General features: G+C 63.3%; 30 protein-coding genes and 2 pseudogenes. 13 read left to right on the top strand and 19 right to left on the bottom strand.

Features of this window, described 5'->3' with window-relative positions; genetic code table 11:
- Positions 1–115 precede the first annotated feature (115 nt).
- The gene (locus QXZ85_RS14450) at positions 116–1,075 is read left to right on the top strand and encodes a helix-turn-helix domain-containing protein (RefSeq protein ID WP_315704968.1); all 960 of its coding nucleotides are present in this window, start codon (positions 116–118) and stop codon (positions 1,073–1,075) included.
- A gap of 72 nt (positions 1,076–1,147) precedes the next feature.
- On the opposite strand, the gene QXZ85_RS14445 is transcribed toward QXZ85_RS14450, so the two are convergent.
- The 3 genes from QXZ85_RS14445 to QXZ85_RS14435 are packed head-to-tail and all read right to left on the bottom strand — an operon-like array spanning position 1,148 to position 4,117.
- Positions 1,148–2,086: a transporter substrate-binding domain-containing protein gene (locus QXZ85_RS14445; RefSeq protein WP_316174338.1), complete on the bottom strand. Its 939-nt coding sequence runs from the start codon at positions 2,084–2,086 to the stop codon at positions 1,148–1,150.
- Complete coding sequence (locus QXZ85_RS14440) at positions 2,083–2,445, bottom strand: cytochrome c (RefSeq protein WP_316174336.1); 363 nt, start codon at positions 2,443–2,445, stop codon at positions 2,083–2,085. The genes QXZ85_RS14445 and QXZ85_RS14440 overlap by 4 nt, the downstream gene beginning before the upstream one ends.
- Before the next feature lie 7 nt (positions 2,446–2,452).
- The gene (locus tag QXZ85_RS14435; RefSeq protein WP_315806407.1) at positions 2,453–4,117 is read right to left on the bottom strand and encodes a methanol/ethanol family PQQ-dependent dehydrogenase; all 1,665 of its coding nucleotides are present in this window, start codon (positions 4,115–4,117) and stop codon (positions 2,453–2,455) included.
- 556 nt (positions 4,118–4,673) lie between these two features.
- Between QXZ85_RS14435 and QXZ85_RS14430 the strand changes: the two are divergent.
- Together QXZ85_RS14430 and pqqA are read left to right on the top strand one after the other, a co-directional pair.
- Positions 4,674–4,796, top strand: a pseudogene (locus QXZ85_RS14430) (calcium-binding protein); the annotation flags it as partial.
- Positions 4,797–4,914: 118 nt separating this feature from the next.
- Complete coding sequence (gene pqqA / locus QXZ85_RS14425; protein ID WP_083841505.1) at positions 4,915–4,995, top strand: pyrroloquinoline quinone precursor peptide PqqA; 81 nt, start codon at positions 4,915–4,917, stop codon at positions 4,993–4,995.
- Between the two features lie 122 nt (positions 4,996–5,117).
- Here the strand turns inward: pqqA and QXZ85_RS14420 are convergent, their stop codons facing one another.
- Positions 5,118–5,426 carry an EthD family reductase gene (locus QXZ85_RS14420; RefSeq protein WP_315704706.1) on the bottom strand — a complete coding sequence of 103 codons (309 nt, stop codon included), beginning with the start codon at positions 5,424–5,426 and terminating at the stop codon, positions 5,118–5,120.
- A 366-nt stretch (positions 5,427–5,792) separates the two neighbouring features.
- On the opposite strand from QXZ85_RS14420, the gene QXZ85_RS14415 reads away from it, so the two are divergent.
- A complete protein-coding gene (locus QXZ85_RS14415; protein ID WP_315704705.1) occupies positions 5,793–6,029 on the top strand; it encodes a hypothetical protein in 237 nt (78 codons plus the stop codon).
- Between the two features lie 13 nt (positions 6,030–6,042).
- Here the strand turns inward: QXZ85_RS14415 and QXZ85_RS14410 are convergent, their stop codons facing one another.
- Genes QXZ85_RS14410 through QXZ85_RS14395 form a run of 4 tightly spaced genes read right to left on the bottom strand, consistent with a single transcriptional unit; the run spans position 6,043 to position 8,860 of the window.
- Positions 6,043–6,390 carry a hypothetical protein gene (locus QXZ85_RS14410; protein ID WP_315704704.1) on the bottom strand — a complete coding sequence of 116 codons (348 nt, stop codon included), beginning with the start codon at positions 6,388–6,390 and terminating at the stop codon, positions 6,043–6,045.
- 50 nt (positions 6,391–6,440) lie between these two features.
- Entirely contained in the window at positions 6,441–7,151 is a 711-nt protein-coding gene (locus tag QXZ85_RS14405; protein WP_315704703.1) for an ABC transporter ATP-binding protein, read from the bottom strand.
- Complete coding sequence (locus QXZ85_RS14400; RefSeq protein WP_315704702.1) at positions 7,141–7,878, bottom strand: ABC transporter permease; 738 nt, start codon at positions 7,876–7,878, stop codon at positions 7,141–7,143. The genes QXZ85_RS14405 and QXZ85_RS14400 overlap by 11 nt, the downstream gene beginning before the upstream one ends.
- 1 nt (position 7,879) lies before the next feature.
- Positions 7,880–8,860: an ABC transporter substrate-binding protein gene (locus QXZ85_RS14395; protein WP_316174334.1), complete on the bottom strand. Its 981-nt coding sequence runs from the start codon at positions 8,858–8,860 to the stop codon at positions 7,880–7,882.
- An 86-nt stretch (positions 8,861–8,946) separates the two neighbouring features.
- Here QXZ85_RS14395 and QXZ85_RS14390 point away from each other — a divergent pair, with 86 nt between their 5' ends.
- Complete coding sequence (locus QXZ85_RS14390; RefSeq protein WP_409977572.1) at positions 8,947–9,306, top strand: hypothetical protein; 360 nt, start codon at positions 8,947–8,949, stop codon at positions 9,304–9,306.
- Between the two features lie 20 nt (positions 9,307–9,326).
- Here the strand turns inward: QXZ85_RS14390 and QXZ85_RS14385 are convergent, their stop codons facing one another.
- Together QXZ85_RS14385 and QXZ85_RS14380 are read right to left on the bottom strand one after the other, a co-directional pair.
- On the bottom strand, positions 9,327–10,154 hold the full coding sequence (locus QXZ85_RS14385) for a quinoprotein dehydrogenase-associated SoxYZ-like carrier (RefSeq protein ID WP_315806411.1): 828 nt from the start codon (positions 10,152–10,154) through the stop codon (positions 9,327–9,329).
- Between the two features lie 55 nt (positions 10,155–10,209).
- Positions 10,210–11,133 carry a quinoprotein relay system zinc metallohydrolase 2 gene (locus tag QXZ85_RS14380; RefSeq protein ID WP_315806412.1) on the bottom strand — a complete coding sequence of 308 codons (924 nt, stop codon included), beginning with the start codon at positions 11,131–11,133 and terminating at the stop codon, positions 10,210–10,212.
- Positions 11,134–11,327: 194 nt separating this feature from the next.
- Between QXZ85_RS14380 and QXZ85_RS14375 the strand changes: the two genes are divergently transcribed.
- Both QXZ85_RS14375 and QXZ85_RS14370 read left to right on the top strand, forming a co-directional pair.
- Positions 11,328–12,176 carry a substrate-binding domain-containing protein gene (locus tag QXZ85_RS14375; protein WP_409977581.1) on the top strand — a complete coding sequence of 283 codons (849 nt, stop codon included), beginning with the start codon at positions 11,328–11,330 and terminating at the stop codon, positions 12,174–12,176.
- The gene (locus QXZ85_RS14370; protein WP_315741947.1) at positions 12,173–12,730 is read left to right on the top strand and encodes a PQQ-dependent catabolism-associated CXXCW motif protein; all 558 of its coding nucleotides are present in this window, start codon (positions 12,173–12,175) and stop codon (positions 12,728–12,730) included. The genes QXZ85_RS14375 and QXZ85_RS14370 overlap by 4 nt, the downstream gene beginning before the upstream one ends.
- Before the next feature lie 112 nt (positions 12,731–12,842).
- Here the strand turns inward: QXZ85_RS14370 and QXZ85_RS14365 are convergent, their stop codons facing one another.
- The 5 genes from QXZ85_RS14365 to QXZ85_RS14345 all read right to left on the bottom strand — a co-directional run bounded on the left by QXZ85_RS14365 (position 12,843) and on the right by QXZ85_RS14345 (position 17,308).
- Complete coding sequence (locus tag QXZ85_RS14365) at positions 12,843–13,454, bottom strand: hypothetical protein (protein ID WP_315741946.1); 612 nt, start codon at positions 13,452–13,454, stop codon at positions 12,843–12,845.
- A complete protein-coding gene (locus QXZ85_RS14360) occupies positions 13,451–14,296 on the bottom strand; it encodes an ABC transporter permease (protein ID WP_315704695.1) in 846 nt (281 codons plus the stop codon). Before QXZ85_RS14360 ends, QXZ85_RS14365 begins: the two co-directional genes overlap by 4 nt.
- Positions 14,293–15,078, bottom strand: a complete 786-nt coding sequence (locus tag QXZ85_RS14355) for an ABC transporter ATP-binding protein (protein ID WP_315765380.1) — start codon at positions 15,076–15,078, stop codon at positions 14,293–14,295. Before QXZ85_RS14355 ends, QXZ85_RS14360 begins: the two co-directional genes overlap by 4 nt.
- Positions 15,079–15,107: 29 nt before the next feature.
- A complete protein-coding gene (locus QXZ85_RS14350; protein WP_315741945.1) occupies positions 15,108–16,037 on the bottom strand; it encodes a YVTN family beta-propeller repeat protein in 930 nt (309 codons plus the stop codon).
- A gap of 74 nt (positions 16,038–16,111) precedes the next feature.
- Positions 16,112–17,308, bottom strand: coding sequence for an ABC transporter substrate-binding protein (locus QXZ85_RS14345; protein ID WP_315806413.1), 1,197 nt, complete (start codon positions 17,306–17,308; stop codon positions 16,112–16,114).
- 146 nt (positions 17,309–17,454) lie between these two features.
- Here QXZ85_RS14345 and QXZ85_RS14340 point away from each other — a divergent pair, with 146 nt between their 5' ends.
- The gene (locus tag QXZ85_RS14340) at positions 17,455–17,943 is read left to right on the top strand and encodes a DUF3280 domain-containing protein (RefSeq protein ID WP_409977582.1); all 489 of its coding nucleotides are present in this window, start codon (positions 17,455–17,457) and stop codon (positions 17,941–17,943) included.
- A 699-nt stretch (positions 17,944–18,642) separates the two neighbouring features.
- Here QXZ85_RS14340 and fghA read toward each other — a convergent pair.
- Positions 18,643–19,488: an S-formylglutathione hydrolase gene (fghA, locus tag QXZ85_RS14335; protein WP_315704692.1), complete on the bottom strand. Its 846-nt coding sequence runs from the start codon at positions 19,486–19,488 to the stop codon at positions 18,643–18,645.
- 34 nt (positions 19,489–19,522) lie between these two features.
- Positions 19,523–20,143, bottom strand: coding sequence for a response regulator transcription factor (locus QXZ85_RS14330; protein WP_315704691.1), 621 nt, complete (start codon positions 20,141–20,143; stop codon positions 19,523–19,525).
- A 146-nt stretch (positions 20,144–20,289) separates the two neighbouring features.
- On the opposite strand from QXZ85_RS14330, the gene QXZ85_RS14325 reads away from it, so the two are divergent.
- Together QXZ85_RS14325 and QXZ85_RS14320 are read left to right on the top strand one after the other, a co-directional pair.
- The gene (locus QXZ85_RS14325) at positions 20,290–21,648 is read left to right on the top strand and encodes a histidine kinase (protein WP_315704690.1); all 1,359 of its coding nucleotides are present in this window, start codon (positions 20,290–20,292) and stop codon (positions 21,646–21,648) included.
- A gap of 180 nt (positions 21,649–21,828) precedes the next feature.
- Positions 21,829–22,185 carry a hypothetical protein gene (locus QXZ85_RS14320; protein WP_315704689.1) on the top strand — a complete coding sequence of 119 codons (357 nt, stop codon included), beginning with the start codon at positions 21,829–21,831 and terminating at the stop codon, positions 22,183–22,185.
- On the opposite strand, the gene QXZ85_RS14315 is transcribed toward QXZ85_RS14320, so the two are convergent.
- Complete coding sequence (locus QXZ85_RS14315) at positions 22,163–22,315, bottom strand: hypothetical protein (RefSeq protein WP_315704688.1); 153 nt, start codon at positions 22,313–22,315, stop codon at positions 22,163–22,165. The two genes, QXZ85_RS14320 and QXZ85_RS14315, sit on opposite strands and share 23 nt — an antisense overlap.
- A gap of 70 nt (positions 22,316–22,385) precedes the next feature.
- Here QXZ85_RS14315 and QXZ85_RS14310 point away from each other — a divergent pair, with 70 nt between their 5' ends.
- A complete protein-coding gene (locus tag QXZ85_RS14310; RefSeq protein WP_315704687.1) occupies positions 22,386–22,562 on the top strand; it encodes a DUF2934 domain-containing protein in 177 nt (58 codons plus the stop codon).
- A gap of 9 nt (positions 22,563–22,571) precedes the next feature.
- A pseudogene (locus QXZ85_RS33760) lies at positions 22,572–22,667 on the top strand (NAD(P)-dependent oxidoreductase); the annotation flags it as partial.
- Here QXZ85_RS33760 and QXZ85_RS14305 read toward each other — a convergent pair.
- Entirely contained in the window at positions 22,660–23,583 is a 924-nt protein-coding gene (locus tag QXZ85_RS14305) for an NAD(P)-dependent oxidoreductase (protein ID WP_315704686.1), read from the bottom strand. The pseudogene QXZ85_RS33760 and the gene QXZ85_RS14305 sit on opposite strands and share 8 nt — an antisense overlap.
- 179 nt (positions 23,584–23,762) lie before the next feature.
- Between QXZ85_RS14305 and QXZ85_RS14300 the strand changes: the two genes are divergently transcribed.
- Complete coding sequence (locus tag QXZ85_RS14300) at positions 23,763–24,146, top strand: carboxymuconolactone decarboxylase family protein (protein WP_315704685.1); 384 nt, start codon at positions 23,763–23,765, stop codon at positions 24,144–24,146.
- Positions 24,147–24,534: the final 388 nt, after the last annotated feature.

The raw sequence follows: 24,534 nt of genomic DNA, 5'->3' as shown, positions 1-24,534 counted from the left end.
GGCCGGTGGACAAAGCAAATCGGCTGCCCAAAAAAGGGAGTAATTTAGCTTCACTTTCGCCACCCGCCTTTATGCGGCGGGCCGTTGCGTTCGATCTCGAAATCGGTGGATGGACATGCCCGATACGATCCGCTCGCTCAACACGACGGGCTTGACGCCCAGAACCCAGCTCCAGCGATGGTCAGACGCACTGACCGATCTGTGTGGCCGATTTGACGTTGATCCGCTGGAGGGATCGTCATTCAACGGCCGGATTAACTACACGACGATGTCTCGACTGAAGCTTTGCCAGATCGAAGCGAGCCAACATCGCATCGCTCATACGCTGGCACGAGCCCGATCCACCGAGCATCCCTATATCAAGATCCTGTTCCAGACCTATGGCATCTCCTATTTCGAGCAGGATGAGCGGCGCATCGAAATCGGGCCCGGTGATTGTCTGGCCTATGACGTATCCAGCCCGCACACGATCGTCAGCCCCGGATTGACGCGCCATGAGGTCGTCATCGTGCCGAAGGAACTGCTTCACGAGCGCGGCTTTCGTTTGGACAAGATGGTCGCCTGCAAGCTGTCTGCCCGCAGTGGAACCGGACGGATTGCGCATGACGTCGCGCACGCCGCGTTTGACGAAGCCACAAAGCTGTCTCCGCACAGCGCGGTCGGCGTGGCGGAATCGCTGATCGACTTGCTGCTGCTGCCGCTGCGGGAAGCCGATGCGATGTTCGATCGCGGCGGCCCGGAGGCCATCTATATCCGCGCCCAGGCGTTCATCCGCGAGCACCTGCGCGATCCCGATCTGTGCATCGATGAGATTTCAGCGGCTCTTGGCTGTACCAAGCGCTATCTGCACATGGTGTTCAGCGACCGTGGCATGACCGTGAGCGATTATATCTGGCGCGCTCGGTTACAGCACTGTCGTCAGGAACTCGAAACCCAGTCCGGCAAGACAATCACGGACGTAGCGTTCTCTTGGGGCTTTTCCAGCTCGTCCCATTTCAGCCGTGTGTTCCGGAAGTATTTCGGCGTGGTCCCGTCATCCGTCCACAAGGGCGGCCGCGCGGCGACGGCTGGCTGACTCTCTTGAAGTAACTCACGCTCTTGGCGCAGGCCCAACCGCCCTTGCCGCTCTTGCATGCCGAGGGCGGCGCTATCGGGCGCCGCTGTGCAGCACCTTCTGGAATGCATCGCCCAGGATCATCGGCTCGCGCGGCGGCAGATAGGTGAGGCCGGCCGCGCGGCCGAGTTCGGGCAGGGTGCCCGCATCCTGCAGTTCCGAAATCGCACGATCCACCGAAGTCAGCAGATCCGGATTGCCGGCCAGGGCGACATAGCCGCGGTTGACCCCAATCGGATAAAGATAGCCGGAGCCCGTCAGCTTGGTGCCGGAATGGGCGGCGCGATAGGCATCGAAACGTCTGAGGTCGAGCAGGGTCGCGTCGAATTTGCCTTGCTCCAGCGCACCGAGCAGATCGTCGCGCCCGGGCACGACATGGGTGATGTCGTCGATCAGGCGCCCCTTGTCGAAGGTCATCAGGATCGCATCGGCAAGCGTACCGCTCTCGATTGCGATGCGCAGCCCGGCGAGATCGCCGATTCCTGCGACGTGCCGCTGCTTCGCGTCCGGACCCAGCACCACGGTGAGCGTCGAGAACATGTAAGGCTTGCTCGGCGTCAGGACGCCGAGCGGGACACGTCGGCGCCGATCCTCCCGCGTCGCGCCGTCGAAGTCGGGCAACTTCGCGGTCTTGGCCCCCGGCACGACCAGCGCGTCCTGGGTGAAGGCATAGCCGCCGAGCAGTTCGCAACGGCCGTCGGATAGCAGCGCATTGGCTTCGAGCGAAGGGCTCGAGTCCTCGTCGAGCTTGCTCTCGAACCATTGGATTTCGAGCTGGCGGCCGAGGCGATCGGCCACGGCTTGCGCGAGTGCGACATCGAAGCCCGCGCCGGGCTTGCCCCGGTGGTGTGCCGAGAGCGGTGGCAGGTTCTCATCCAGGCAGACCCGCAGCGGCTTGTCGGCGGCCTGTACCGGCAGGAGCGTCGTCAGCAGGAGGGCGGCGGAACAGACTGCTTTCAACGCGCTGCTCATTGCGCCCTCCGACTGGACACATAGGCCCAGAGCGCCGCGATGTCGTCGTCCGTGAGAATGTCGCCCCACGGCGGCATACGGCCGTTCTTGCCTTGCTTCACCGTCGTGACAAAGCGCGGCGGGTCATCGGGAAACCGCCGGAGGTCAGGCGTGATGGTGCCAGAATTGACCATGTTGGGACCGTGACAGTGCGAGCACTTCTGCGCGAACGTCATCTTGCCCTGGTCGATTTTGTCGTGCGCTTCGCCTTCGTCCTGTTGCTGCTGGGCAACCGCGGTCGTGCAAAGCACGACGGCAATCGCCCCGACGGCGGCGAAATGCGCCGCCGTCGACATCAATGCATCTATCTTCACGGGCATTCCATACTTAGTTCTTGACCGCGAAGACCCAGAGAGAACCGCCGGCCGGAACGTTGGCCAGGCGCTCGTCACCGGAGAATAGCGAGTAGACGCCACCGTAGCCTGACGTCACCGCGACATACTGCACGCCGTCCTGCTGCCAGGTCACGGGTTGCCCCTCGATCCCCGAGCCGGTCTGGAACTGCCAGAGCTTCTTGCCGCTGTCGGCGTCGAAGGCTTCGAATTCGCCGGTCAACTGACCTGAGAAGACGATGCCGCTGGCGGTCGACAGCACGCCTGAGAAGCGCGGAATATCGCTCGGCTGCTCCCATTTACTCTTCCCCGTCATGGGATCGATCGCCTTGAGCTGACCGCGCGGACCATTACCCCATTCCCAGAGGTCGGTCAGGTCCATGCCGAGATACCATTCGCCAGCCTTGTAGGTCGCGGGCTCCGTCTTGTAGTGACCGCCGAACACCAGCGTATTGGCATAAGCCAAGCCTGTCTGCGGATTATACGACATCGGCTCCCAGTTCTTGCCGCCGAGAATCGACGGGAAGACGACGACTTTCTTGCCTTCCCGCGCGTCTCGCGTGACGTCGGTCTCGATCGGCTTGCCGGTCTTCATGTCGATGCCGGAAGCCCAGTTCACCTTCACGTATGGATTGGCGGCCAGCAGCTTGCCGTCGGTGCGATCGAGCACATAGAAGAAGCCGTTGCGGTTGGCGTCCATCAGCACCTTGGTCGGCTTGCCTTCGACCTTGATGTCGGCGAGCACCATTTCCGCGACCGAATCATAGTCGAACGGGTTGTTCGGCGAGAACTGGTAGTGCCACTTGATCTTGCCGGTCTTCGGATCGAGCGCCAGCACCGAGCAAGTGTAGAGGTTGTCGCCAGGACGCACCGCTGCGTTGAACGGGCCCGGGTTGCCGACACCCCAATAGACCGTGTTGAGCTCCGGATCATAAGAGCCGGTGATCCAGGTCGAGCCGCCACCAAGTTTCCAGGTGTCGCCCTTCCAGGTGTCGCCGCCGGGCTCGTCCGGGCTCGGCACCGTATGTGTCCGCCACAAATGCTTGCCCGTCGCCGGATCCCAGCCGTCGATGAAGCCGCGCGTGCCGAACTCCGCTCCGGAAACACCGGTCAGCACGATGCCGTCCGCAACCAGCGGCGCGACGGTCATCGAATAGCCTTCCTTGATGTCGGCGGCCTTCTGCCGCCATAGCTCCTTGCCGGTCTTCGCGTCGAGCGCGATCACATTGGCATCGAGCGTGGTCCGAAAGACCTTGCCGTCGAACAGTGCGGCGCCGCGATTGATGATGCCGCAGCAGACGATACGCGGGGTCTCGGCCGGATATTCTATCTTGCTTTTCCAGATCTGCTTGCCGGTCTTTGCATCGATTGCCATCGTGGCGTTGTGCGTCGTGAGATAGATGACGCCCTGGTACACCAGCGGCTGCGATTCCTCGCTGCGGTCGTCGGCAAGGCTGTAATTCCAAACTGGGACGAGATTCTTGATGTTGTCCTTGGAGATCTGTGTCAGCGGGCTAAACCGCTGCAGATTATAGCCCATCCCATAATTCAGCACGTTCGACGTATCTGTCGCACCCTTCACCAACTGATCGGCGGTTTGTGCGTTTGCGCCAAACGATGCAAACATCGCGAGGCCAGCGGCCAGCGCAATCCGTTTCATTCATTTCCTCCCGAGTCTTTTCTCGCGCGCCTATTCTGACGCTGCACGCACAACACTCTGCTCGAAACGAAAAAGCGTCAATACGAAAACGTAAGCAGCGCAATTCGAGGCAGGGCAGTGACGACGCTGAGCCAGATGTACTTATTCCATTAGCTCTAACTCATTCCGCTCCTGGGAAAACGGAATTGGCATGATCGCACCGCCTCTGTGTTGCGATGCGACATGAAGCTTGATTCCTCGAATCTGGCGTTGCGCGAATGGGATCAGGCGTTGATGCAGCCCGATGTCCCGCGTCATGTTGTGGCGAGGCCGACGCCTATTTCGCGGACGAGATTCATGTGAGCGAGGGCAAGACCTATGCGGTCGTTACGGATGACCGGCCTGCTCCGGTCAGATCGGCGTGATTGCAGCCGGCTACTTCGGATTTGCCTGGAATCCTGTCGGCACCCTTCGCGACTCGCACTTGCGAAGGCGCGAACGCGCGACGAGCCTTGACGGCAAGTCCCAAGCGCTGACCCGATCTTGACGGATGTCAGGCCGCCGTGCCTTGAAGCTGCTGGACGAGTACGTCGTCACGGCACGGTTTAATGCAGCGAACGCGGACAGCGACGGAACCCTCGACGCCAGGGAGTTGGCGCGGCCGTCCGGGCATAGGCTGGTGCCTCCGTTGCGACGATAGACGCTGAGCTTTCCGTGGCTTAGCCGCGGGTCTTGCGTTTGACTTGATGCGGTCCTAGCTTCAACATCGGTGCGATGAGCGCGCCAGAAATGAAAGTGTCAGAACTTGGGAGCTTGAAATGGCCTGGAGAACCCCGAAGATCGTCGAAGTGCCGGTGGGCATGGAAATCAACATGTATGCCTGCGCGGCCCGCAAGTAAGCGGCTCGCAAATCAAAAATGAACGATCTGCCAAGCCCGACTGAGCCGGATTGTGCTCACGAGGGCTTGGCAGTTTTGTTTGGTATCGCGATCTCGCGCTTTAGTATTCAGACGCTCTGTGCTCAGACGTTTTGTGTGTCGAACAAGTAGAGATCGACGCCGCCATCGGCGAAATTCGGAAGATCTGCTGCTGCGGCCTTCCCTTCGGACGATCCCATTCCAGCCTTCAACGCGTCCATCGTGTCGAATGTCAGCGTCGCGACCAGATGGATATTGCTCGGACCCGCGGGCCCGGCGACCGGACCACGGCTGATATCATAGGCCGTCAGACCCGGAATCTTCTTTGCCAGCGGGATATGAATATTCGTGTAGTGCTTGTCGAATGCTTCGGCGCTCTTCGGCGTCTTGTACAGCACCAGAACTTTGGCCATTGCGTCATCCTCCCCGTTTTCTTCAAGTTATGATGACTGTTACCATCGCAGTCCTCGGTTCGCGGATCAAGCGCCCGCTCGCCGGCAGCGGATCGCGGATCTGTGATAGGCGGCGTTTATTCCGTCGGGCGTTAGAAACCCCATCGTCCCAAAATCGTATTTGGTATACTTACTGAACGGGTGCGGCGGAAACTTGAGTTCCGATCAGCCGACTCCGCGTACGCTGATCGGAGCATCGAATTCAAAGCAGCACTGAAATCAAGGGTTTGCTCATGCTCTTCAATTCCGAAGTTGGCACATGAGCTTGCCCCGATAGGATACGAACTTCGGAATCGGAGTACTCACTAGCTTCGAAGGATTGCAGGCATGAGCCCAATCGACCTCGTCATCACCATCTGTGCGGTCCTTTCGCCGACCACTTGCGAAGAGACCCATCTCGTGTTCACCGATGGCGGCTCGCTGCGCCAGTGCGCGATGCAGGCACCTCCCTATATTGCGCAGTGGGTCGGCGAGCATCCGAAATGGACGGCCGTGAAGTGGCGCTGCGAATATCCGCACAGCGACGATAAGGCCGAAGGCGCGAGCGCAAATCCGGCGGGTTGAGCTGCATTCGATCTCAGTTCGTGCAGTCCATCAAATCCTTGTCGGCGATCGAGACGATGGCGTCGGCCTTGATCTCGATGTCGCGCACGAAGCACTGCTTTGAGCCGGCATAGCTGATCTTGGCGTCATAGCGCCCTGGCTCGACGCCGGTGAGTCGCAGCCGCTCGTCGTGGTCGACCTCCTTGTCCTTGTCATTGAGGGTCTGATTCGGGCCCCAATTGTTCTGGCCCGTCGGGGACAGTTGAAAACCGGTGATGGTCGCCGTCGTCAAATTCCAAAGACGGATGCCCTTGCCTTGCGCCAGCAGGGCAGCCGGCATGGTCAGACACAAGGCTGCGGTGAGCGCCAGTATTCTTGGCATCACGTCCTCCCGAAACGAGGTTCTTGTCCACCAGCTGTTATCGACGTGCGTCATTGTCCTGCAAGGTCCAATCGTGCCAGATCGGCCTTGGTCGCGGTGATCACCTCATCCGTCCTTGCCGCGCGTGGCGTCTGGATCGGAACGGCGTGGAGGAGACGGGCTGGGCGGGCGGACAGAAAGAACAGCCGGTCCCCGAGCCGCACCGCGTCTTCCAGACTGTGCGTCACCAGCAACGTGATCATCGGCCGGCTGCCGACCAGTGTCGCGATCTCCTCGCGCAGTCGCGAGGCCAAGGCTTCATCGAGCGAGGCCAACGGCTCGTCCAGGATCAGAAAGTCAGGTTCGACCGCAACTGCCCGAGCAATTGCCACCCGGCGGGCAAGACCGAGCGACAACTCGCCCGGATAATGCTCGCGGTGGCCGCTCAACTCGAGCACCGCAAAGATCGCATCGAGCTTGGCCGCATCGATATCGGGCGCCGCCAGGCGGACATTTTGCTCGACGGAGCGCCACGGCAACAGCCGCGGCTCCTGGAATACCATTGCTAGCCGGGCGGTCTCGGGGCGCACGACGTGACCTTCGAAATCGGAATCGAGACCGGCAAGAATCCGCAGCATCGTGCTCTTGCCGCAACCGGAGGGGCCGACAACGACGCCGACTTCGCCGGAATAGAGCGAGAACTCGATGCGCGCGAGCACCTCTTGCCGCTTGCCCGCGGCGTTCGTGAAGCTCTTGCCGGTGATGTCGACGTCAAGCCGCACGAAGCCGCCACCGCGATGCGCGCCGCTCGAACGGCTGTACGAATGAGGTCTCGATCACAAGCACGACCGCCGCGAAGCTCAAGGAATAGGTGAGCAGCAGCGGAATGTCGAACAGCTGAAAGGCTACGCCGATCTCGAAGCCGACGCCGTTCGGCCGCCCCAGCAGTTCTGCGACCAGCACGATCTTCCAGACCAGCGACAGCCCGGACCGCGCCGCGGCTGCAATGTAGGGCGCAAGCTGCGGCAGCAGCACGTGCCGGAAGCTGCGCCAGCGCGAGAAGGCGAATACGTTCGCCATTTCGTCGAGCGTCGGGTCGAGCGCGCGGGCGCCTTCGCGCAAGGTAACGACCGCGGTCGGCAGCTTGTTGATCGCGATGGCGCTGATCGCTGCGACCTCGGTCAACCCCGCCCAAATATAGGCCAGCACTATCACCACCAGCGCCGGCAGGTTGAGCAGCAGGATCAGCCAGGGATCGCCGAGCCGATCGGCCAATCGATGGCGCCCCATCAGGTAGCCGAGCACGGAGCCGACGGCCATCGCCAGCGTGAAGGCGAGCACGACGCGCGCCAGCGTCGCGCCAAGATGCAGGAATAATGCGCCGGACTCCGCTTCCTGCCGCACGACGCGGAGCACCGCGGCGGGGGGCGGCAGTTTGGCGCTGCCGGCGAGCGCGGCTGCGATCCACCACGTCGCTAAAAACAGCACAGAGGATACGAGCCGCAGCACCTCAGTCCCTCGGATCGGGATTGTAGTAGGTGCCGGGGCTGAGCTGCTCAGCGGGGCCCACCAGGTCGCGTCCGCCGGTCTCCGCCAGCACGCGATAGAGCAGGTGGGCATCCGCTTCTTCGTCGGTTATCGCCCGGCGCGGGATACCGTCTCGGTAGCGGTCGCGATAGGCGCGCAGGGTCGCAGCATCCGATGCGCCGGTGAGCGGTGCGATCGTGTCCCATTCGGCGTCGGAGCTGGCGAGAATGTTCTTGGCCTTTGCGGTCACGTCCAGGAAGCGTGCCATCAGGTCGCGATGTGCCTTGGCCCAATCCTCGTCAAAGACATAGCCGACCATTGCAACGCGTCCCTTGGCGCCGAATTGCGGCAGCAGGTCTTCGATGCCGATCAGGCGGCGAAAGCCCTTGGCTTCGAGCGCGGCACAGAAATTCCAAAAGTTGAGGCCGGCGTCCATTTCGCCATCAGCCATCTTCGCCGCGAGCAGAGGCGGCGCCCCATAAGTCACGGTCGCCTGCGATTTGAGATCGAGGCCGCCGCGCTTGGCTGCCGCCTGCAGCAACAGCCAGCTCTTGTCGAGCGGCCCTCCGGCCACTGCGAGCTTGTGGCCCTTCAGATCTGCAAGCTGCCGGATCTGCGAGGACGGCGGGATCATCACGGCGCCGAGCGCGCTCGAATAGGGATAGAACTGCAGCCTGGCGCCGAGAGCTCGTTCCCGCGACACCCACAGCCAGTCGGAGACCATCAGGTCGGCGTTGCCCGCGCGCAATGCGACCTTGCCGGCTTCCGGACTTGCCAGTTCGATCGCCTCGATGGCGAGGTCGGCCTTCTTGTCGAGACCGTGCGCCCGGATCACCGCCAATTCCCAGGCAAAGGTCCCCGTCTTTTGCACTGCAACGCGAATCGTGTCGGCGGCGCCACATGCCGAGATGGGGGCGGCGGCGCAGATAAAAAAACCAAACAACAAACCAAGGAGCTGCTTCATCAGGCGGTACGCCGTTTCCGTCGGTATCGTCTTTTCAGACCGTCAATCATAGCATAGCTTCCCACGTGTACCGCGGGAGGACCAGTATGACGTCTGCTGCTTCACTACGACCGATCGTCGCTGCATGGGTTATCCTGACCGGCATGGTTGTGGCGGCGCATGCCGAGGATATCAACGACTATCCGACCTCGGCGCGGGCCGAATATGTCTTCGGCTGTATGAAGGCCAATGGCGAAACGCGCCAGGCGATCGAGCAGTGCTCCTGCTCGATCGACGTGATCGCCTCGATCCTTCCCTATGACCGCTACGTCACCGCCGAGACGGTGCTCAGCATGTCGCAAGTGCATAGCACTCTCGGCGCGCAGTTCCGCACGTCCGAGCAGGCGACCAACGCTCTCAACGATCTCCGGCGCGCCCAGGCGGAGGGCGAGGTGAGGTGTTTCTGAGCTCGTTCCGCGCTTCCCCATTACGTGCCTGAGCCGTCGACCGGCCATTCATGCTCGAAGACGTGGCCCTGGGTGTCCTTGGCCTCGGCGCGGAATCGCTTGGCGCCATTCGACACATAAGTGAAGCGGATGTTCGGATCTTCCGAGATCGAGATGCCGCCCTCCATCGCGAGCACCAGACTGTCGTCCTGAGACAGGCGCAACTGGTCGATGAAGAAGGCCGGGATATAGAGCTGGGTGAGCTGGTCCATCTGCAGCCCGGAATTGTTGGGATGGCCGATCATCACCTGCGCCTCGCGCGTGCCGCTCGTGGCGCCGTCCGACGCCTGCGTAAACTGCCGGTAGCGCATCTGGCCGATATGTGCCTTGGCCTCCTCGGGGTTCTTCGCTGCGGGCGCCGAGCAGCCGCCGGAGGCCTTCACATAGATCTTGGTCACGTAAAGCTGGCCGTCGCTGAGTTCGGCGACCGCATGCACGTTCGTGTAGTTGTTGACCCGCACGCGCGTCGAGATCGCCGTCACGTTGGCGTCCGGGCCGAGGGTGAATTTCGCGGCCATCGGCGCCGGGTTCTGGTCGATCACCAGCGTGATCGTCTTGATGCGGCGGCTATCGGTCGGACCAAGCTTGCTCTGCAGGGTGACGGGCACGACCGAGGCATCTTCCGCGCGCGCCGGCATGTCGATGGCGATCACGTCACTGCCATCTTGCATCGGGCGATCGTTGAAGATGTCCTGCACCAGGCCCGGCCAGGGGTCATAGCTCTCGGCGGCCTTCGCAGGTGCGAAGGCAACTGCGAGCAGGGTGCCGAGAAGCGCAGCGGAAAAGGGGCCGAAGCACAACCGTGTCATGTCGCGTTCCTCCTGATCTCGTGAGGTCAACTCCCACCATAGCGTGGGGTCATCGTCATTCCCATTCAAGTTCCGAAAACGCCGCAGTGGCGTTGCGGGCGTGATAATCGTCGAACAGCTCCCAATTCGGACGCTCCGAGGCGCCCGCCGTGGCGGCGTCGGCGATCGGCCGGCCGCGCGCGATCAGTCCTCTGATGTCACCGGCCAATATGTCGAGGTAACGGCGCTCATCCGCCAATGCTCCAGGCCATGGGCTCACGGGGCCATGGCCTGGCACGACACGCTCGGCCTGAACTGCGGACAGCCCCGCCATATCACCGAGCCATCCGCGCAGGCTGCCATCGACGACCGGAATATGGCGCAAGAATACCAGATCGCCGGAAAACAAGATCCGGCTTTGCTCGTCATAAACGGTCAGATCGCAGTCGCTATGCGCCGTATTCCAGGCTTTCAGGACGATGGTTCTGCCCCCGAGATCAAGGGACTTGCTGTCATCCACGAGTACGGAAGGGGAAACGAGACGGACCTCGTCGACCAGTTTCGCGCCCATGATCTGCCGGAAGGCATCGATGTAGTGGGGGCCGCGCACCGCCAGCGCGCGCGGCAGGTTCTTGGCCCCGACGAATGTCGTGCCTGCCTGCTGGAACGCCGCATTGCCGAACATATGATCCGGGTGGGCATGGGTGTTGATGACATAGCGGATCGGCTTGTCGGTCCGCGCCCGGACCGCGGCGAGCAGTTGCCGTCCCTCGCGGACGCTGCCGCCGGTATCGATCACGGCAACCGCTTCGTTCCCGACGATAAAGCCGAGATTGGCGATCGCGCCTTCATTCTCCGCCGTCATCAGCGCGATCTGGCCGATATGAACGTAGACGCCCGGCGCGATCTCGCTGACATCGAGCTCCCGCTGCTGACCGCTGGCACGGGTGGCTGCGATGATTGCGAGGAGTGCGACGAGACAAACGCGGAGGCGAGTCATGGTTTCGCTCCGATGCCGTGACACGAACGTGACGAATGGCGCTGTTTGCACTGCAGCAGATACTCACGCCTTCGCGATGATTTCGCCTGTTGCGCGCGCCGATGCTGCAGCTTAGCATTTTCAAAAAACACGCTTTGCGCGCAACGGGGACGGAAAGAATAATGATGGAATGTCAGACCTATGTCCGCTCTTTGATGGCTGTCGCCGCGGGCCTTGCCTTGCTCGGCTCTTGGGCAGCGTTTGCGCAGAGTAGCGACCACGCCGATCTCTCGATCGAGCTCGTCGATCCCAATGTGCTGCGCGTCTGTGCCGATCCGCGCAACTTGCCATTCTCCGACGAGAAGGGCCAGGGTTTCGAGAACAAGATCGCCGAGCTGTTTGCGGCGAAGCTGCAGAAGAAGCTGGACTACGCGTTTTATCCGCAGGCCACCGGCTTCGTGCGGATGACGCTGGGCTCGCATCGCTGCGACGTCATCATGGGCTTCCCCCAAGGCGACGAGCTGGTGCAGAGCACCACCCCCTATTACCGGACGTCCTATGCGATCGTCACCCGGCAGGGGTCCGATCTCGGCGACGTCGCGACCCTGGAAGATCCGCGACTGAAGGGCAAGCATATCGGCATCGTCGCCGGCACGCCGCCGGCAACCAATATGGCTGCTGCCGGCCTGATGACGACCGCAAAGCCCTATCCGCTGATGATCGACACCCGCGTCGATTCGTCGGCCGAAGCCATGATCAAGGACCTGAAATCCGGCGAGATCGACGCCGGCGTGTTGTGGGGACCGATGGCCGGTTATTATGCGAAGCAGGCGAACCCGCCGTTGCACGTGACGCCGCTGATCAACGAGACGACCGGACCGAAGCTGGTCTATCGCATCGCCATGGGCGTCCGCGCCACGGACGTGAACTGGAGACGCCAGCTCAATCGGCTGATCCAGGAGAGCCAGCCGGACATCAACAAGATCCTGCTGGAGTTCGGCGTGCCGCTTCTGGACGAGAGCAATCATCTGATCACCGCGGAGGCGGCGGCGAAGTCGCCATGAGCCGGCGACCGCTCCGCGTCGGCGTGGCCGCTGTGCTGCTGATCGCTGCCGCGCATGCGGATGATGGCGTTCGCGAGCCCGGCGACTATCGCACCGAGAACTATCGTGCGCCGGTGCCGGCGACGCTGGCCGGGGCGCGCGTACTCTCGACTGAACAGGCCGAGGCGATCTGGCGCGCGAAGTCGGGCGCCTTCATCGACGTGCTGCCGCGGGCGCCCAAGCCGAAGAACCTGCCGGCGGGCACCGTCTGGCGCGACCAGCCGCGGCAAGACATTCCCGGCAGCACCTGGCTGCCCGATACCGGCTACGGTGTTATCGCGCCGGCGACCGAAGCCTACCTGAAGCGAGGGCTTGAGCTGGCCTCCGGCGACGATCGGGCGAGACTTCTGGTGTTCTACTGTCTGGCCAATTGCTGGATGTCGTGGAATGCCGCCAAGCGCGCTTTGTCCTATGGCTACGCGAACGTCGCCTGGTATCCCGAAGGCACCGACGGCTGGGCGGCTGCGGATCTGCCGTTGGCCGAGGTGCAACCGGAGCCGCGGTCGGAGGAGTGAGCTGGCAAAGAATACGGTGCGCGACCTCTCCCCGGCAGCGGGGCGAGGTCGCATCGGTGCCGCTATGGGAACGAGCTCAACTCGACCTGTGCGATCGGCTGGCATCGGTCGGCTACTCCATGTCCTGCTGGATCTCGCGCGCGAGCGCGAACAGGCGCTGGTCGATCGTGGTCGGCACCTCGCAGACGAATTTCAAGACCCGCCTGCGGTCCTCGAAGATGCGGGTCTCCCAGGTCAGCTGATTGCTGAGCTCGTCGACCTTGGCCTGGTCAGGCGAAGGGGCGCTCTGCAACTGCTGGAGCGTGGTCGTATCGGCCCTGACCTTCTCGACCGCCTCGCGCTGTTTGCGCATGGTGCGCTCGAGCCCGTTCATCACCGTGGTCCGCTGCGCATTGAGCGTATCGAACAGCCCGACGAACAACAGCTTGGCTTTGCGGGTCTTCTCCTCGGGCGTGCCGGTGAGGAAATCTGCGAGGTCCTTTTGCGCCTCCTCCAGTGGCGTGCGCCGCGCCGCCAGCTTGCTGACCAGTGCGGAGACCTTGGCGTCGTCTTTCCAGCTGGTGCCGACATCGTCGAGCGGCGGTCCGGACCAGACCGCGGCGATCGAAATCTCCGGAACCTTGGCCTGCGGGCAGGGCCAGTCGGGATAGCGCGGGTCGGCAGCAAGCCCCGCCCGCGCCGAAGCCAACACGGCAATGGCCGCCATCAAAATCTGCCGTCTCATGTTTCGCCTCCGGGAGCGCGCCGGACGAAGCCGCGCGACGGATCATAGGCCAGGATCGCGCCGATCATGAAGGCGGCGGTGCAGCCGGCGACCACCGCGAGCGAGATCCAGTTGATCTTGCCGTAGAGCGCAAAGCGGATGAGCTCGACCGCGTGGGTGAAGGGATTGGCCTCGCAGAGATAGGCGAGCCATGGGCTGCCTTCCTCGACCCGCCACAGCGGGTAGAGCGCGGAGGAGGCGAAGAACATCGGGAAGATCACGAAGTTCATGACGCCGGCGAAATTCTCGAGCTGCTTGATCCCGGAGGAGATCAGCATGCCGAGCGCGCCGAGCATCAGGCCGGAGAGGATCAGCGCCGGCAGTACGGTGAGATAGCCGATCGGCGGCGGCGTGATATCCCAGAACCAGGCGATCAGCAGGAAGGCGTAGACCTGCAGCACCGAGACCGCAGTGCCCGCAAGCAGTTTGCAGAACAGAAGATACCAGCGCGGCAGCGGGCTCACGAGCAGCGTGCGCATATTGCCCATCTCGCGGTCGTAGACCATCGACAGCGAGGATTGCATGCCGTTGAAGAGCTGGATCATCGCCATCAGGCCGGGCGCGATATAGACCTCGTAGAGAATGTAGGTCTCGTAAGGCGGGATGATCGAGATGCCGAGCACCTGCCGGAAACCGGCGGCAAAGATGAACAACCAGACCAGCGGCCGCACCAGCGCAGAGACGAAGCGCTCGCGCTGATGCAGGAAGCGCAGGCCCTCGCGCCAGACGATGCCGGTCAGGCAGGTGATGTACTCGCCGGCCGAGAAGCCGCGGCGCGGCGAATTGAGTGTGGTCACGCTCATGGTTCAGAACTCCGCAGCGGGCTCGGCTGCGTGGTGAGGCGCGCGAAGGCGGCATTGAGGTCGGAGGCGCCGGCTTCCGCCACCACGCGCTGCACCGGCCCTTGCGCGAGCACGCGGCCCTGATGCAAGACCACCAGATCGTCGCCAGGCGCAATCTCGTCGAACAGATGCGTGGCCCAGAGCACGCCGATGCCTTGCTCGGCCACCAGCTGCCGGACGTGACTGACGATGTCGGAGCGTGCCTTGACGTCGAGCCCGACCGTCGGCTCGTCGAGCAGCAGCAGGCGTGGCCGGTGCAGCAGCGCGCGGGCGATCTCCAGCCGACGCATCTGGCCGCCGGAGAGATCGCGCGCCTTGTTGCCGGACCGGTCGGCAAGCCCGATCCGCGCCAGCAGTTCGTCGGCGCGCGCGCGTGCCTCGCGGCGCGAGATGCCGTGCAGGGCCGCGTGATAGAGCAGGTTCTGCATCAGCGACAGATCGAGATCGAGCGTGCGCGGCTGGAACACGACCCCGAGCAGGCGCAAGGCCTCGCTGGGTGCTTTCCCAATGTCATGACCGAAGATGCCGATCTGTCCGCTTTGAACCCCGAACAGCCGCGTGATCAGCGAAAACAGCGTGCTCTTGCCGGCGCCGTTGAGGCCGAGCAGAGCGGTGAAGCTCGCTGGCTGCACGTCGAAACTGACATCGTCCAGCGCCTTGCGCGCGCCGTAGGAGTGACTGACGCCGGCAATCGACAGCGCGGACACGGCACCTGGCGCGGGCTGCTGCGCCGCGGTTGACATCTGGTCGATGGCGGAGGCGTCGCGCGTCATCATGGCTGTGCAATCGTAATGCCCCAGGGCAGTTCGCCGACCTGGATGGTCTTGATCACCTTCTGTGCGGCGACGTCGATCACCGAGACATCGTTCGAGACGCCGTTGGTCACGAGCAGATATTTCTCGTCCGGCGTGAACGCCATGTGCCAGACGCGCTGGCCGACCAGCAGATATTTCTTCACCTCGCGACTGGCGGTATCGACGACGGCCACGCGGTTGGCAGGGCCAAGCGCGACGAAGGCAGTTTTGCCGTCCTTGGTGATGCCGATGCCGACCGGCTGGATCGCTTCGTTGCGTAGGCCGGGAATGGCGAATTTGATCTTGCCGATGACCTCGTGCTTGGCCGGATCGATGATCGAGACTGCGCCGCCGATCTCAGCGGAAACCCAGAGCTCGGAGCCGTCCCGCTTGAATTCGGCAAAGCGCGGCCGGGCGTCGACCAGCACATTGGCGACGATCTGGCGCGTTCCGGTGTCGATGAAATGCGCCATGTTGGTGGTTTCGGACGTGCAGATCAGGGTCTTGCCGTCGGGGCTGACGGTCATGCCCTCGGGCTCGACTCCCACCTGGACGTCGCCGATGCGCGCCCGCTTCGCAAGGTCGATCACGGTGACCGTGTTGTCGTTCTCATTGGCGACATAGAGCGTCTTGCCGGCGGCATCCTGGGTGAACAGTTCGGGATCGGGACCGGAGGGCAGGGTGTCCGTCACTTCCTGCGTCTTGGTGTCGATCACCTGAATGGTATCGTCGTCGCCGACGGCGACCATGACGAACTTGCCGTCACGAGTGAACTCGATGCCCCGCGGCCGCTGCCCGACCTTGATGGTCTTGGTCACCGTCCAGGAGTCGGTGTCGATCACCGAGACCGTGTTTCCCTTTTCATTGGAGATGTAGGCGACGAAGGCGGACGCGGGAGCGACCGTCATGAGCCACAGCGCACCGGCCAATGAGATCCAAATTCTTGCAACAACTTTATCGGCCGACATGTCCGGATCACGCCTCACTGCAATTTGCATTTGGTTTCGGGGCGGTCGCCCCCGAGCGTGTCGAGCTCGGAGACCTGGTGCAGGAAACCTTCCTGCGGCGAGACCGAGACGATCATGCGTCCGTCGCTCAAAAGAATGGGTTGGCGAAGCTGCAGGTTCCAGTCGCGCAACGTCAGGCGCGTGCCCTTGAAGGCGGCGATCGAGAAGTTCGGTCCCTTCATGAAGTCGACGAGCGCCTTGGGATCCCCGGAATTCACGCGCGAGGCGGCTTCGCCGATCATCCGCACCGCGGTCCAGGCTTGCATGTCCAGCGCACTCATGCGCCGCGAGGCCAATTTCACGAACCGGTTCTGCAGCTGGGTTGCGCCCCATTGATCCTGCGCGGGATCCCAGCTCGTGGGCTTTAAGCCGGCCGAGCCGGCCACGGGGCGCGGATCCCAGGTGCGATACGGCAAATAGGACGCGAAAACCTCGCTCTCGTCGGCGGCGACCAGCACGTCGTAGGCCGGCGCGCGCTGGGTGAAGACCGGCATCTGGCGCTGGATCAACGTCACGCCGGAATCGGTGCGGCGGGCGCCGCCGGTGTCCTCGAAGGTGCGCTCCTCGACGATCTTGGCGCCGAAGCGGGTGGCGGCGCGGCGCAACGCATCGGCAAACAGCTTGTCATTGTCGTGCGAGCCGGTCACCAGCAGCCAGCGCTTCCACTGCTTCCAGACCAGATATTGCGCGAGGCCGTCGGCCAGCATGGAGCGGGTCGGCGCGACATGGATCACATTGGCGCGGCAGTCCTGCTCACGCAGGCGATCGTCGGTGGCGCCGACGTTGAGAAGCGTGACGCCGCGCGGACGCAGCGCGGCCGCGACCTTCAACAGCGCGTCGGCCGGCAGATCGGCGAGAATGAAGCCGGTCTTGGCGGCGAGATCGTTCGCGGCCTGCGTCGGATCCTCCTCGTCCTTCACGCGATGCTCGAGCAGGGTGAAGCGCTGGTTGAGGAACTTGCCGGTGGTGTTGTTGTCCTCGATCGCGAGCCTTGCGCCGGCAATGCCATCATCGGCGGCCGGCTGGTCGACCGGCGACAAGGTCTGCGGCACGGTTGCGCGGCCGAGATAACCAATGGCAATGTTGACCGGCTCCGCCGCTGCCGCGCCTACGGCGAAGGCAACTGCAGCGAAGGCGACAAGGCTGATCGCACCGATCAGCGACCGGATCATATGTCCTCCCAATGGTCCTGCCTCCGCTTCTCACTGAGCGTTTGCCCTTGCAACATGACCGAATTGGCCTAGCTTGCAACCCCACTTTTGTTCGCACTACGCCATTTCGGATCACGACCGTGAAATCTGTTCTTCTGCTGACCGCGATGATGCTGTTTGTTGCAGCCCCGTTGCGTGCCGAACCGCCGAAGGTCGCGGTGTTCGACTTCGAACTGATCGATACCAGCCTGCAGGGCGAGATGCAGGGACCGCGGCAGGACGAAGCGGCGCGGCTGGCGCGGGCTGCGGAACAGTTGCGCAAAGCATTGCAGGAGTCGGGCCAATATCGCGTTCTCGATATCGAACCGGTGAAGAGTGCGGCGCACAATAGCAATCTGCAGGCCTGCGGCGGCTGCGACATCAAGCTGGCGGCGCAGCTCGGGGCCGATCTCGAGATCACCGGCGTCGTGCAGAAGGTCTCCAACCTCATCCTCAACATGAACCTCTATCTGCGCGACGTGCGCAGCGGCCAGCCCGTTGCGGCGATGAGCGCCGACATGCGCGGCAATACCGACGAATCCTGGTCGCGCACCATGGCCTGGCTGATCCGCAACCGCATGCTCGCGGCGAACTACGGTCTGCCGCAGAAGCAATGAAGTGATCTGAAATCGACACGTGACAACGATCGAACGCAACAACACGTTCTCGCGGCGCGATTCGCGTCCGAGCTTTGCGTCTGCGCGGCCCTCTGAAGGAGAGGGCGCCGGGAAGGCCGGGTGCTGGTCGCACCCATGGCCCGCCTGCAAGAAAAAAGCAGGCGGCAGTCACCACAGGTACGAGCCGGACACGCCGGCCTTCCCTGCGCGATGGTTTTAACGCTTATGTCGCGCTCTCCTCGGTGTGCCGGGCTTGTTAGCCACCGTCACCGGCAGGAATCATCGCCTGCCGATTTAGCGCCAGCGTCGGGGCGCCAGGACCACGCGATTTCGCCGTCCGCATCGGTGCCGTTCGTCTGCATGAGCGATCATGCTGCGGCCCCCACGCGTCCATCGCATCCCGCACTCGACGTCCGTGACGATCGCGATCCGCCCCTCTTGTGAGCGCGAGACGGGCGGAATGATCGTTCTGATTTGCCCGACACGGCAAGGTTTGATGCCTGCGACAGATTGGCACGACGGGCAAAATGGCTGGCCTCCGTCCATGGCGACCTGCCACGTCATTGCGTACGTCAGCTAAGCAATCCAGCCTGCACGGGGATTCTGGATTGCTTCGGAGCTTACGCTCCTCGCAATGACGCCGAGCTTGTCGACACCGGTCCGGGTGACGACGGCTGCTTCCGTTTCCGGGCTTATTCCTCAGCTCCCGAGCCGCGCGGCGTGCCAGCGCAGATGATCCGCCATGAACGTGGAGATGAAGTAGTAGCTGTGGTCGTACCCCTCCTGCCGACGCAACAGCAAACGGATGTTGGCCTTCTCGCAGGCGGCCTGCAACAGCTGCGGGCGAAGCTGCTCGGTGAGGAACTGGTCGGCATCGCCATAATCGACCAGGAGGTCGGAGAAGTGTGCGCCGTCCTCGATCAGCGCCACCGCATCGTGCTTGCGCCATGCCGCCTTGTCATCGCCGAGATAGCCGCCGAGCGCCTTGATGCCCCAGGGCACCTGCGACGGCGCAACGATGGGCGAAAATGCGCTGGCCGCGCGATAGCGATCGGGATTGCGCAAGGCGACCGTCAGCGCGCCGTGCCCGCCCATCGAATGGCCCATCACCGATTGCCGTCGCGGGTCGATCGGAAAATTGGCGGCGAGCACGCTCGGCAGTTCCTCGGTGACATAGCTCCACATGCGATAATTGCGCGCATACGGCTCCTTGCTGGCATCGACGTAGAAGCCGGCGCCAAGGCCGAAATCATAGGCATTGTTGGCATCACCCGGAACGCCCTCGCCGCGCGGGCTGGTATCGGGCGCGACGAACACCAGGCCAAGCTCGGCGCAGGCGGCGCGGAATTCGCCCTTCTCGGTGACATTGGCGTGGGTGCAGGTCAGGCCGGACAGATACCAGACCACCGGCAATTTCGCGCCCTCCGCATGCGGCGGCACGAACACCGAGAAGGTCATGTCGGTCTTGGTCTCGGCGCTGGCGTGCCGATAGACGCCCTGCGTGCCGCCATGGGATTTGTTGGTCGAAACGGTGGTGAGCGTCATGATGTCGTATCCTGTTGAGTGCGGCCCGGGTGTTTCAGCTCACGCCATGCGCAATGGCGAGACGGACCAGTTCGCCGGAGGTCTTCACCCCAAGCTTGTGACGGATGATCGAGGCGGTGTTGGCGACCGTCTTGTAGGAGGATTGAATGAGCCAGGCGATTTCCGACAGGCTCTTGCCGGCGCTGAGCAGACGCAAGATCTCCATCTCCCGCGGGTTCAGCTTCGCCAGCGGGCTTTGGGCGAAGGCCGGGCCGGCAAAGGCGATGCTGCGGGCGATGGCCGGCGGCAGATAGGTATCTCCGCGACGGACCTGACGGATCGCCTCCACCAGATCGTTCGGGTCGCCGCTTTTCGAGACGTACCCCTTGGCCCCGATATCGATGGCACGCGCCGCGAAGGCCGGGTCGTCGTTCATGCTGAACATGATCAGGCGGGCGCCTGCCTCATGGGCGAGGATGCGGCGCGCGAGTTCGAAGCCCGACACGGTCGGCAGGTTGATGTCGATGACCGAGACATCCGGGCGCTCGGCAAGAAAGGTTTGCTCGCCACTCTCGGCATCCGAGGCTTCGAGCAGCACGACATCCGCCTCGCCGGAGAGCACGGCGCGGCAGCCCGATGCGACAATGGGATGATCATCGACGATCAGAACGCGCATGCCCTGGGTTCCCGCAATTCTCGTATCGCTTGTTGCAGTGCATCAAAGATGCATCGCGCGCGATCTCATGGTTGGATTAGATCGCCCGCCAATTTGCCTGTCAATGTCGGCGGACATGTGAATGAGACGCACCACGGATCAATAAGATGTGGCAGAATTTGTCGCTACGCGCCCGGATCAACCTGCTGCTCGCGTTGGTGCTGGCGCTGGGACTTGGCATCAATATCGGCCGGCTGGTCTGGGAAGCCGGTCCGCGCGTGCGCGCCGAGGATCAGAGCGTGATCCGGCTCGCGCGCGGCTTTGTCGAGACCATCGTCGCCGGGTTGAACGAGGCGCCGGACCCCGATGCGCAGCTGAGGCGGATCGTGGGCGATCTGAGCCAGCTTCGTCATGTCAGCGTCATGAGTCGGAACGCATCCGTCTTGCAGACCTCCGATCGGCCCGGCGGAGCCAGCACGCGGTCAGCGCCGGATTGGTTCGTCGCGCTGGTGCATCCGGAGAAGCGATCGGTCGTGGTTCCCGTTATGGTTGCGGGGCGGCCGGACACGCTGGTGATCACGTCGCATCCGGACGACGAGATTGCCGAGATCTGGGATGGCATACTGACCCAGCTCATCGTCGGCACGGCGATCGCCGCCGCCTCGTTCCTGATCACCATGCTGGTGGTGGACCGGGCGCTTTCGCCGCTGGGCGACCTGTCGCGCGCGATGGCGCAGATCGAAGGCGGCGCCTACGACGCGCGGGTGAAGCCGGGCGGCTCGCCTGAGCTCGCTGCGATCTGCCAGAAGCTCAACCACCTCGCTGCAGTGCTCGGGGACGCCGTGGAGGAAAAACGGCGCCTCGCCGAGCGCACGGTGTCGCTGCAGGACCATGAACGCAAGGAGATCGCCCGCGATCTGCATGACGAGTTCGGTCCGCACCTGTTCGCGCTGCGTGCACATGCCAGCGCCTTGATGCGGCTCGCCGACACCGGCGCGATCGATGTCGCCGCGCTGCGCAAGCATGGCCAGGCGATCCTCGATCAGGTCAATGCCGTGCAGCAGTTCAACCGCCGCATCCTGGAGCGGCTGCGCCCGGTCGGCCTGGCCGAGCTTGGCTTGCGCGAAGCTGTCGGCGCCTTGGTGCGACTGTGGCGCGAGGCGCGCCCGGATATCGCGATCAAGACCCGGATATCGGATGCGCTCGGTGCGCATGGCGAGGCCGCCGACCTCACCATCTACCGCGTGGTGCAGGAATCGCTCACCAACGTGTTTCGCCACGCCGAGGCGAGCCTGGTCGATGTCACCATCGAGCCGGCCGCGCAGGAGATGCAATCGCGCAGCGGCCGCAGCTACACGCGCGTCCTGATCAGTGACGATGGCCGCGGCTTGCAGCCGGACCACAGACTCGGTTTTGGCTTGACCGGCATGCGCGAGCGGTTGCTCGCGCTGGGCGGCAGTCTCACGGTGGTCTCGGCCGGGAGCGGCGTCGTCGTCGAAGCCATGGTGCCTGCGGACGCGGCCTGACATAGCCTGCCTCTGAAATCGGGAGCATTTCTCGCTCATGATCGCGTTCGACGGCGTTTGCTGATTCCGAAGGCATCATCCCGACAGGAACCATCTTGGGATCAGCGCATTTGATGAGCACGATGCGGCAGACGTGACCCGTATTCACGGGACCGTGACTGCTATGCTTGCGGTGCTCGAATGACCAAGAGGTTGATCGCTTTGAGCTTCGCCCTCCTGTCGACGGCGTGGCCGCTGCACCTTGCGCTGGCGCGCGATGACGGCCGCTATGCCAACTCGCCGCTGAAGGCCTGGTTTGACAGCTTGAAAAGCGGACGCGGCCCGTGTTGCTCCGATGCCGACGGCTTGGCCGTCTCGGATCCCGACTGGGATATGGAAGGCACACATTATCGCGTTCGCCTCGATGGCGAGTGGGTCGTCGTGCCCGACGATGCCGTGATCACGGAGCCCAACCGCTCGGGGCGCACCATGGTGTGGCCGATCAAGGGATCGCTCGGCACCTCGATCCGCTGCTTCATGCCGGGAACTCTCGGTTGAAGAACGACAATAGGGACGAATGACCGATCTCGATCACAACAGCGAGCCGCTGCCCGCCGCCGACGTGCTGGAACTTCATCGGACGTTGCGCATTGCCGTCGTAGGTCGCGTCCAAGGGACGTGCCTGCACGGCCTTGCCTCGCTGTGCCAGCCCCCGGAGGGGCGGGGCCGTGCGCCTCGTTTCGCGTGAGATCGTGCTCATGGACCAGCCGACAGACGAGAGAATCCGCGAGCGCGCGCATCAGCTGTGGGAACAAGCCGGCCGGCCCGAGGGGCGACAGGATGAGTTCTGGTACCTGGCCGAGCAGGAATTGCGCGAGACCGAGCAGTTGCGCGAGCAGGCCGAGGCGCCGCCGCCGACCATTCTGCCCGGCTAAGGCGGAGGTGAGGTCGCCACCGCCTGTGTGATGCTCGCCGATCCGCTCTCCAGCTACACCTCGGGGACGACGGTCGCGGTGACCGGCGGCAAGCCGTTCATTTGAGTGCCGCGCTCTTGTCTCGCATCTCGACGCCGGCCCATTCCTCGACCACGCGCGCGATCGAGGTGAAGTCGGAGGTCGGGCCGTATTTGGCGTTGGTGATCGCCAGCATCTGGCGGACCACCGCGCCGCACACCATCGGCACGCCCATGGCTTCCGCTTCGTCCAGGCACAGCCGCACGTCCTTGTAGGACAGTCCGGTGGCGAAGCCGAAATCGAACGTGCCGGGCAGGACCGACCGCGGAAACTTGTCTTGGGAGGCGCTGTTGCGGCCGGTGCTGGCATTGATGATGTCGATCAGCACCTTGGCATCGAGCCCGCCCTTCACGCCCATCGCCACAGCTTCAGACGTGATCACGAGCGCGGCCGCCGCCATCAGATTGTTGGCGAGCTTCGCGGTCTGTCCGAGTCCCGCCGTCTCGCCGGCATGAAACAGCCGGCCGAAATTCGCTAAGATCGGTTCGATGACATCGTAGGTGGGCCGCGGGCAGGACACCATGACGGCGAGCGTGCCGTTCACGGCGCCCTTGATGCCGCCGCTGACGGGTGCATCGACGAGCGTGATCGCCTTCGCCCGCAGCCCTTCGGCGATCTGCCTGGCCGCACTGGGACCGGTGGTCGACAGATCGATCATGATGCGGGACCGCGTACCCGCGACTACTCCGTCCGGGCCCAGCGCGACGGCCCTGACGATGTCGGGCGTGGGCAGGCTGGTCAGCACGATATCCGCCGAGGAGGCGACCTCTGCCGGAGAGGCTGCGCCTTGCGCGCCACGCGCAAGCAGCGGCGCCATCGCCTCAGGCCGGGTGTCGTAGACGCAAAGCTTATAACCGGCGTCGAGCAGTCTGCCCGCCATCGGGCCGCCCATGCGGCCGGTTCCGACAAATCCGATCACCTGGCTCGCGGCATCGCCTGCCATCGTTCACTCCCCGTTATTTTGCCCCGCGTCGTTCGGCGGGAGCGTTCTTGTTGGTTTGGCGCAGGTAGCGAAGTGGCCAGATTGTCGGCTAACCTGCAAGTGTGGGATTTCGCACATGCGCCATGTCTTACGCGCTGCGCAGGCGCGTCATCTCCGTTCAACCATGACAAGGATACATCATGAGCAAGAGCCCGCTGTTCGAAGAAGGTCTCAAGGTGCGCAAGGAGGTGCTCGGAGAGGACTACGTCAACAAATCCATCGCCGGCGCGGACGAGTTCACCCGTACCATGGCGGAATGGTCGACCGAGTTCTGCTGGGGCGCATTGTGGACCCGCCCGGGACTGGACCGGCGCACCCGCAGCATCATCAATCTGGCCATGCTTGGCGCGCTCGGCCGTCCGCACGAACTCAAGCTTCACGTCAAGGGCGCAATCAAGAACGGCCTGACCAAGGACGAAATCAAGGAAGTGCTGCTGCAGGTCGCAGTCTATTGCGGGGTGCCGGCCGGCATCGACGCGTTCCGCAATGCCCGCGAGGCCTTCAAGGAACTTGAAGGTTCATGAGATCGCAAGCTGTGTGCAAGGGGCCGGCGGAACGACCATGTTCGGCTGTCCACTCGGTGTCCTGCGTGCAGTTTTCGCCTGTCTTTCTTCAAGGATGCTCTTGACCGAGCGCGAGCAGAGTCCGCATTGGACGACGCATCCCAGACAGTCATAGACCTGAGCCGGTGAGCCGAACGCGACATCGGCCGTGGTCACGATGTCGCGGATCGCGCGGTCGCTGATGACATTGCAAGAGCAGATGATCATGGTGTCTTGGCTCGCTTCTGCAAGCCATAAGCAACAACGGTGCCAATCGGAGAAGCGGTGGAACAGTGGCCAGGAGGAAGACGTCTCGCTCCGATGCAATCAGGTGCCTTGCAGTGACAGGCAGAACGATCGCCTATGGCCC

The organism is Bradyrhizobium sp. SZCCHNGR1005 (genome assembly GCF_032489995.1).
GTDB lineage: Bacteria > Pseudomonadota > Alphaproteobacteria > Rhizobiales > Xanthobacteraceae > Bradyrhizobium.
This window is presented reverse-complemented; position numbering and strand designations above follow the sequence as displayed.

Excerpts from the sequence above, each read along its gene's own strand:
- QXZ85_RS14330 (WP_315704691.1), bottom strand. The coding sequence starts at position 20,143 with ATGCGCGTTCTGATCGTCGATGATCATCCCATTGTCGCATCGGGCTGC.
- QXZ85_RS14365 (WP_315741946.1), bottom strand. The coding sequence starts at position 13,454 with ATGAGACGGCAGATTTTGATGGCGGCCATTGCCGTGTTGGCTTCGGCG.
- QXZ85_RS14415 (WP_315704705.1), top strand. The coding sequence starts at position 5,793 with ATGAGCCCAATCGACCTCGTCATCACCATCTGTGCGGTCCTTTCGCCG.
- QXZ85_RS14450 (WP_315704968.1), top strand. The coding sequence starts at position 116 with ATGCCCGATACGATCCGCTCGCTCAACACGACGGGCTTGACGCCCAGA.
- QXZ85_RS14375 (WP_409977581.1), top strand. The coding sequence starts at position 11,328 with ATGGCTGTCGCCGCGGGCCTTGCCTTGCTCGGCTCTTGGGCAGCGTTT.
- QXZ85_RS14420 (WP_315704706.1), bottom strand. The coding sequence starts at position 5,426 with ATGGCCAAAGTTCTGGTGCTGTACAAGACGCCGAAGAGCGCCGAAGCA.
- QXZ85_RS14340 (WP_409977582.1), top strand. The coding sequence starts at position 17,455 with ATGATGCTGTTTGTTGCAGCCCCGTTGCGTGCCGAACCGCCGAAGGTC.
- QXZ85_RS14310 (WP_315704687.1), top strand. The coding sequence starts at position 22,386 with ATGGACCAGCCGACAGACGAGAGAATCCGCGAGCGCGCGCATCAGCTG.
- QXZ85_RS14410 (WP_315704704.1), bottom strand. The coding sequence starts at position 6,390 with ATGCCAAGAATACTGGCGCTCACCGCAGCCTTGTGTCTGACCATGCCG.
- QXZ85_RS14440 (WP_316174336.1), bottom strand. The coding sequence starts at position 2,445 with ATGCCCGTGAAGATAGATGCATTGATGTCGACGGCGGCGCATTTCGCC.
- QXZ85_RS14445 (WP_316174338.1), bottom strand. The coding sequence starts at position 2,086 with ATGAGCAGCGCGTTGAAAGCAGTCTGTTCCGCCGCCCTCCTGCTGACG.
- QXZ85_RS14370 (WP_315741947.1), top strand. The coding sequence starts at position 12,173 with ATGAGCCGGCGACCGCTCCGCGTCGGCGTGGCCGCTGTGCTGCTGATC.
- QXZ85_RS14360 (WP_315704695.1), bottom strand. The coding sequence starts at position 14,296 with ATGAGCGTGACCACACTCAATTCGCCGCGCCGCGGCTTCTCGGCCGGC.
- QXZ85_RS14355 (WP_315765380.1), bottom strand. The coding sequence starts at position 15,078 with ATGTCAACCGCGGCGCAGCAGCCCGCGCCAGGTGCCGTGTCCGCGCTG.
- QXZ85_RS14350 (WP_315741945.1), bottom strand. The coding sequence starts at position 16,037 with ATGACGGTCGCTCCCGCGTCCGCCTTCGTCGCCTACATCTCCAATGAA.
- QXZ85_RS14300 (WP_315704685.1), top strand. The coding sequence starts at position 23,763 with ATGAGCAAGAGCCCGCTGTTCGAAGAAGGTCTCAAGGTGCGCAAGGAG.
- QXZ85_RS14385 (WP_315806411.1), bottom strand. The coding sequence starts at position 10,154 with ATGACACGGTTGTGCTTCGGCCCCTTTTCCGCTGCGCTTCTCGGCACC.
- QXZ85_RS14320 (WP_315704689.1), top strand. The coding sequence starts at position 21,829 with ATGACCAAGAGGTTGATCGCTTTGAGCTTCGCCCTCCTGTCGACGGCG.
- fghA (WP_315704692.1), bottom strand. The coding sequence starts at position 19,488 with ATGACGCTCACCACCGTTTCGACCAACAAATCCCATGGCGGCACGCAG.
- QXZ85_RS14325 (WP_315704690.1), top strand. The coding sequence starts at position 20,290 with ATGTGGCAGAATTTGTCGCTACGCGCCCGGATCAACCTGCTGCTCGCG.
- QXZ85_RS14390 (WP_409977572.1), top strand. The coding sequence starts at position 8,947 with ATGACGTCTGCTGCTTCACTACGACCGATCGTCGCTGCATGGGTTATC.
- QXZ85_RS14305 (WP_315704686.1), bottom strand. The coding sequence starts at position 23,583 with ATGGCAGGCGATGCCGCGAGCCAGGTGATCGGATTTGTCGGAACCGGC.
- QXZ85_RS14380 (WP_315806412.1), bottom strand. The coding sequence starts at position 11,133 with ATGACTCGCCTCCGCGTTTGTCTCGTCGCACTCCTCGCAATCATCGCA.
- QXZ85_RS14395 (WP_316174334.1), bottom strand. The coding sequence starts at position 8,860 with ATGAAGCAGCTCCTTGGTTTGTTGTTTGGTTTTTTTATCTGCGCCGCC.
- QXZ85_RS14435 (WP_315806407.1), bottom strand. The coding sequence starts at position 4,117 with ATGAAACGGATTGCGCTGGCCGCTGGCCTCGCGATGTTTGCATCGTTT.
- QXZ85_RS14345 (WP_315806413.1), bottom strand. The coding sequence starts at position 17,308 with ATGATCCGGTCGCTGATCGGTGCGATCAGCCTTGTCGCCTTCGCTGCA.
- pqqA (WP_083841505.1), top strand. The coding sequence starts at position 4,915 with ATGGCCTGGAGAACCCCGAAGATCGTCGAAGTGCCGGTGGGCATGGAA.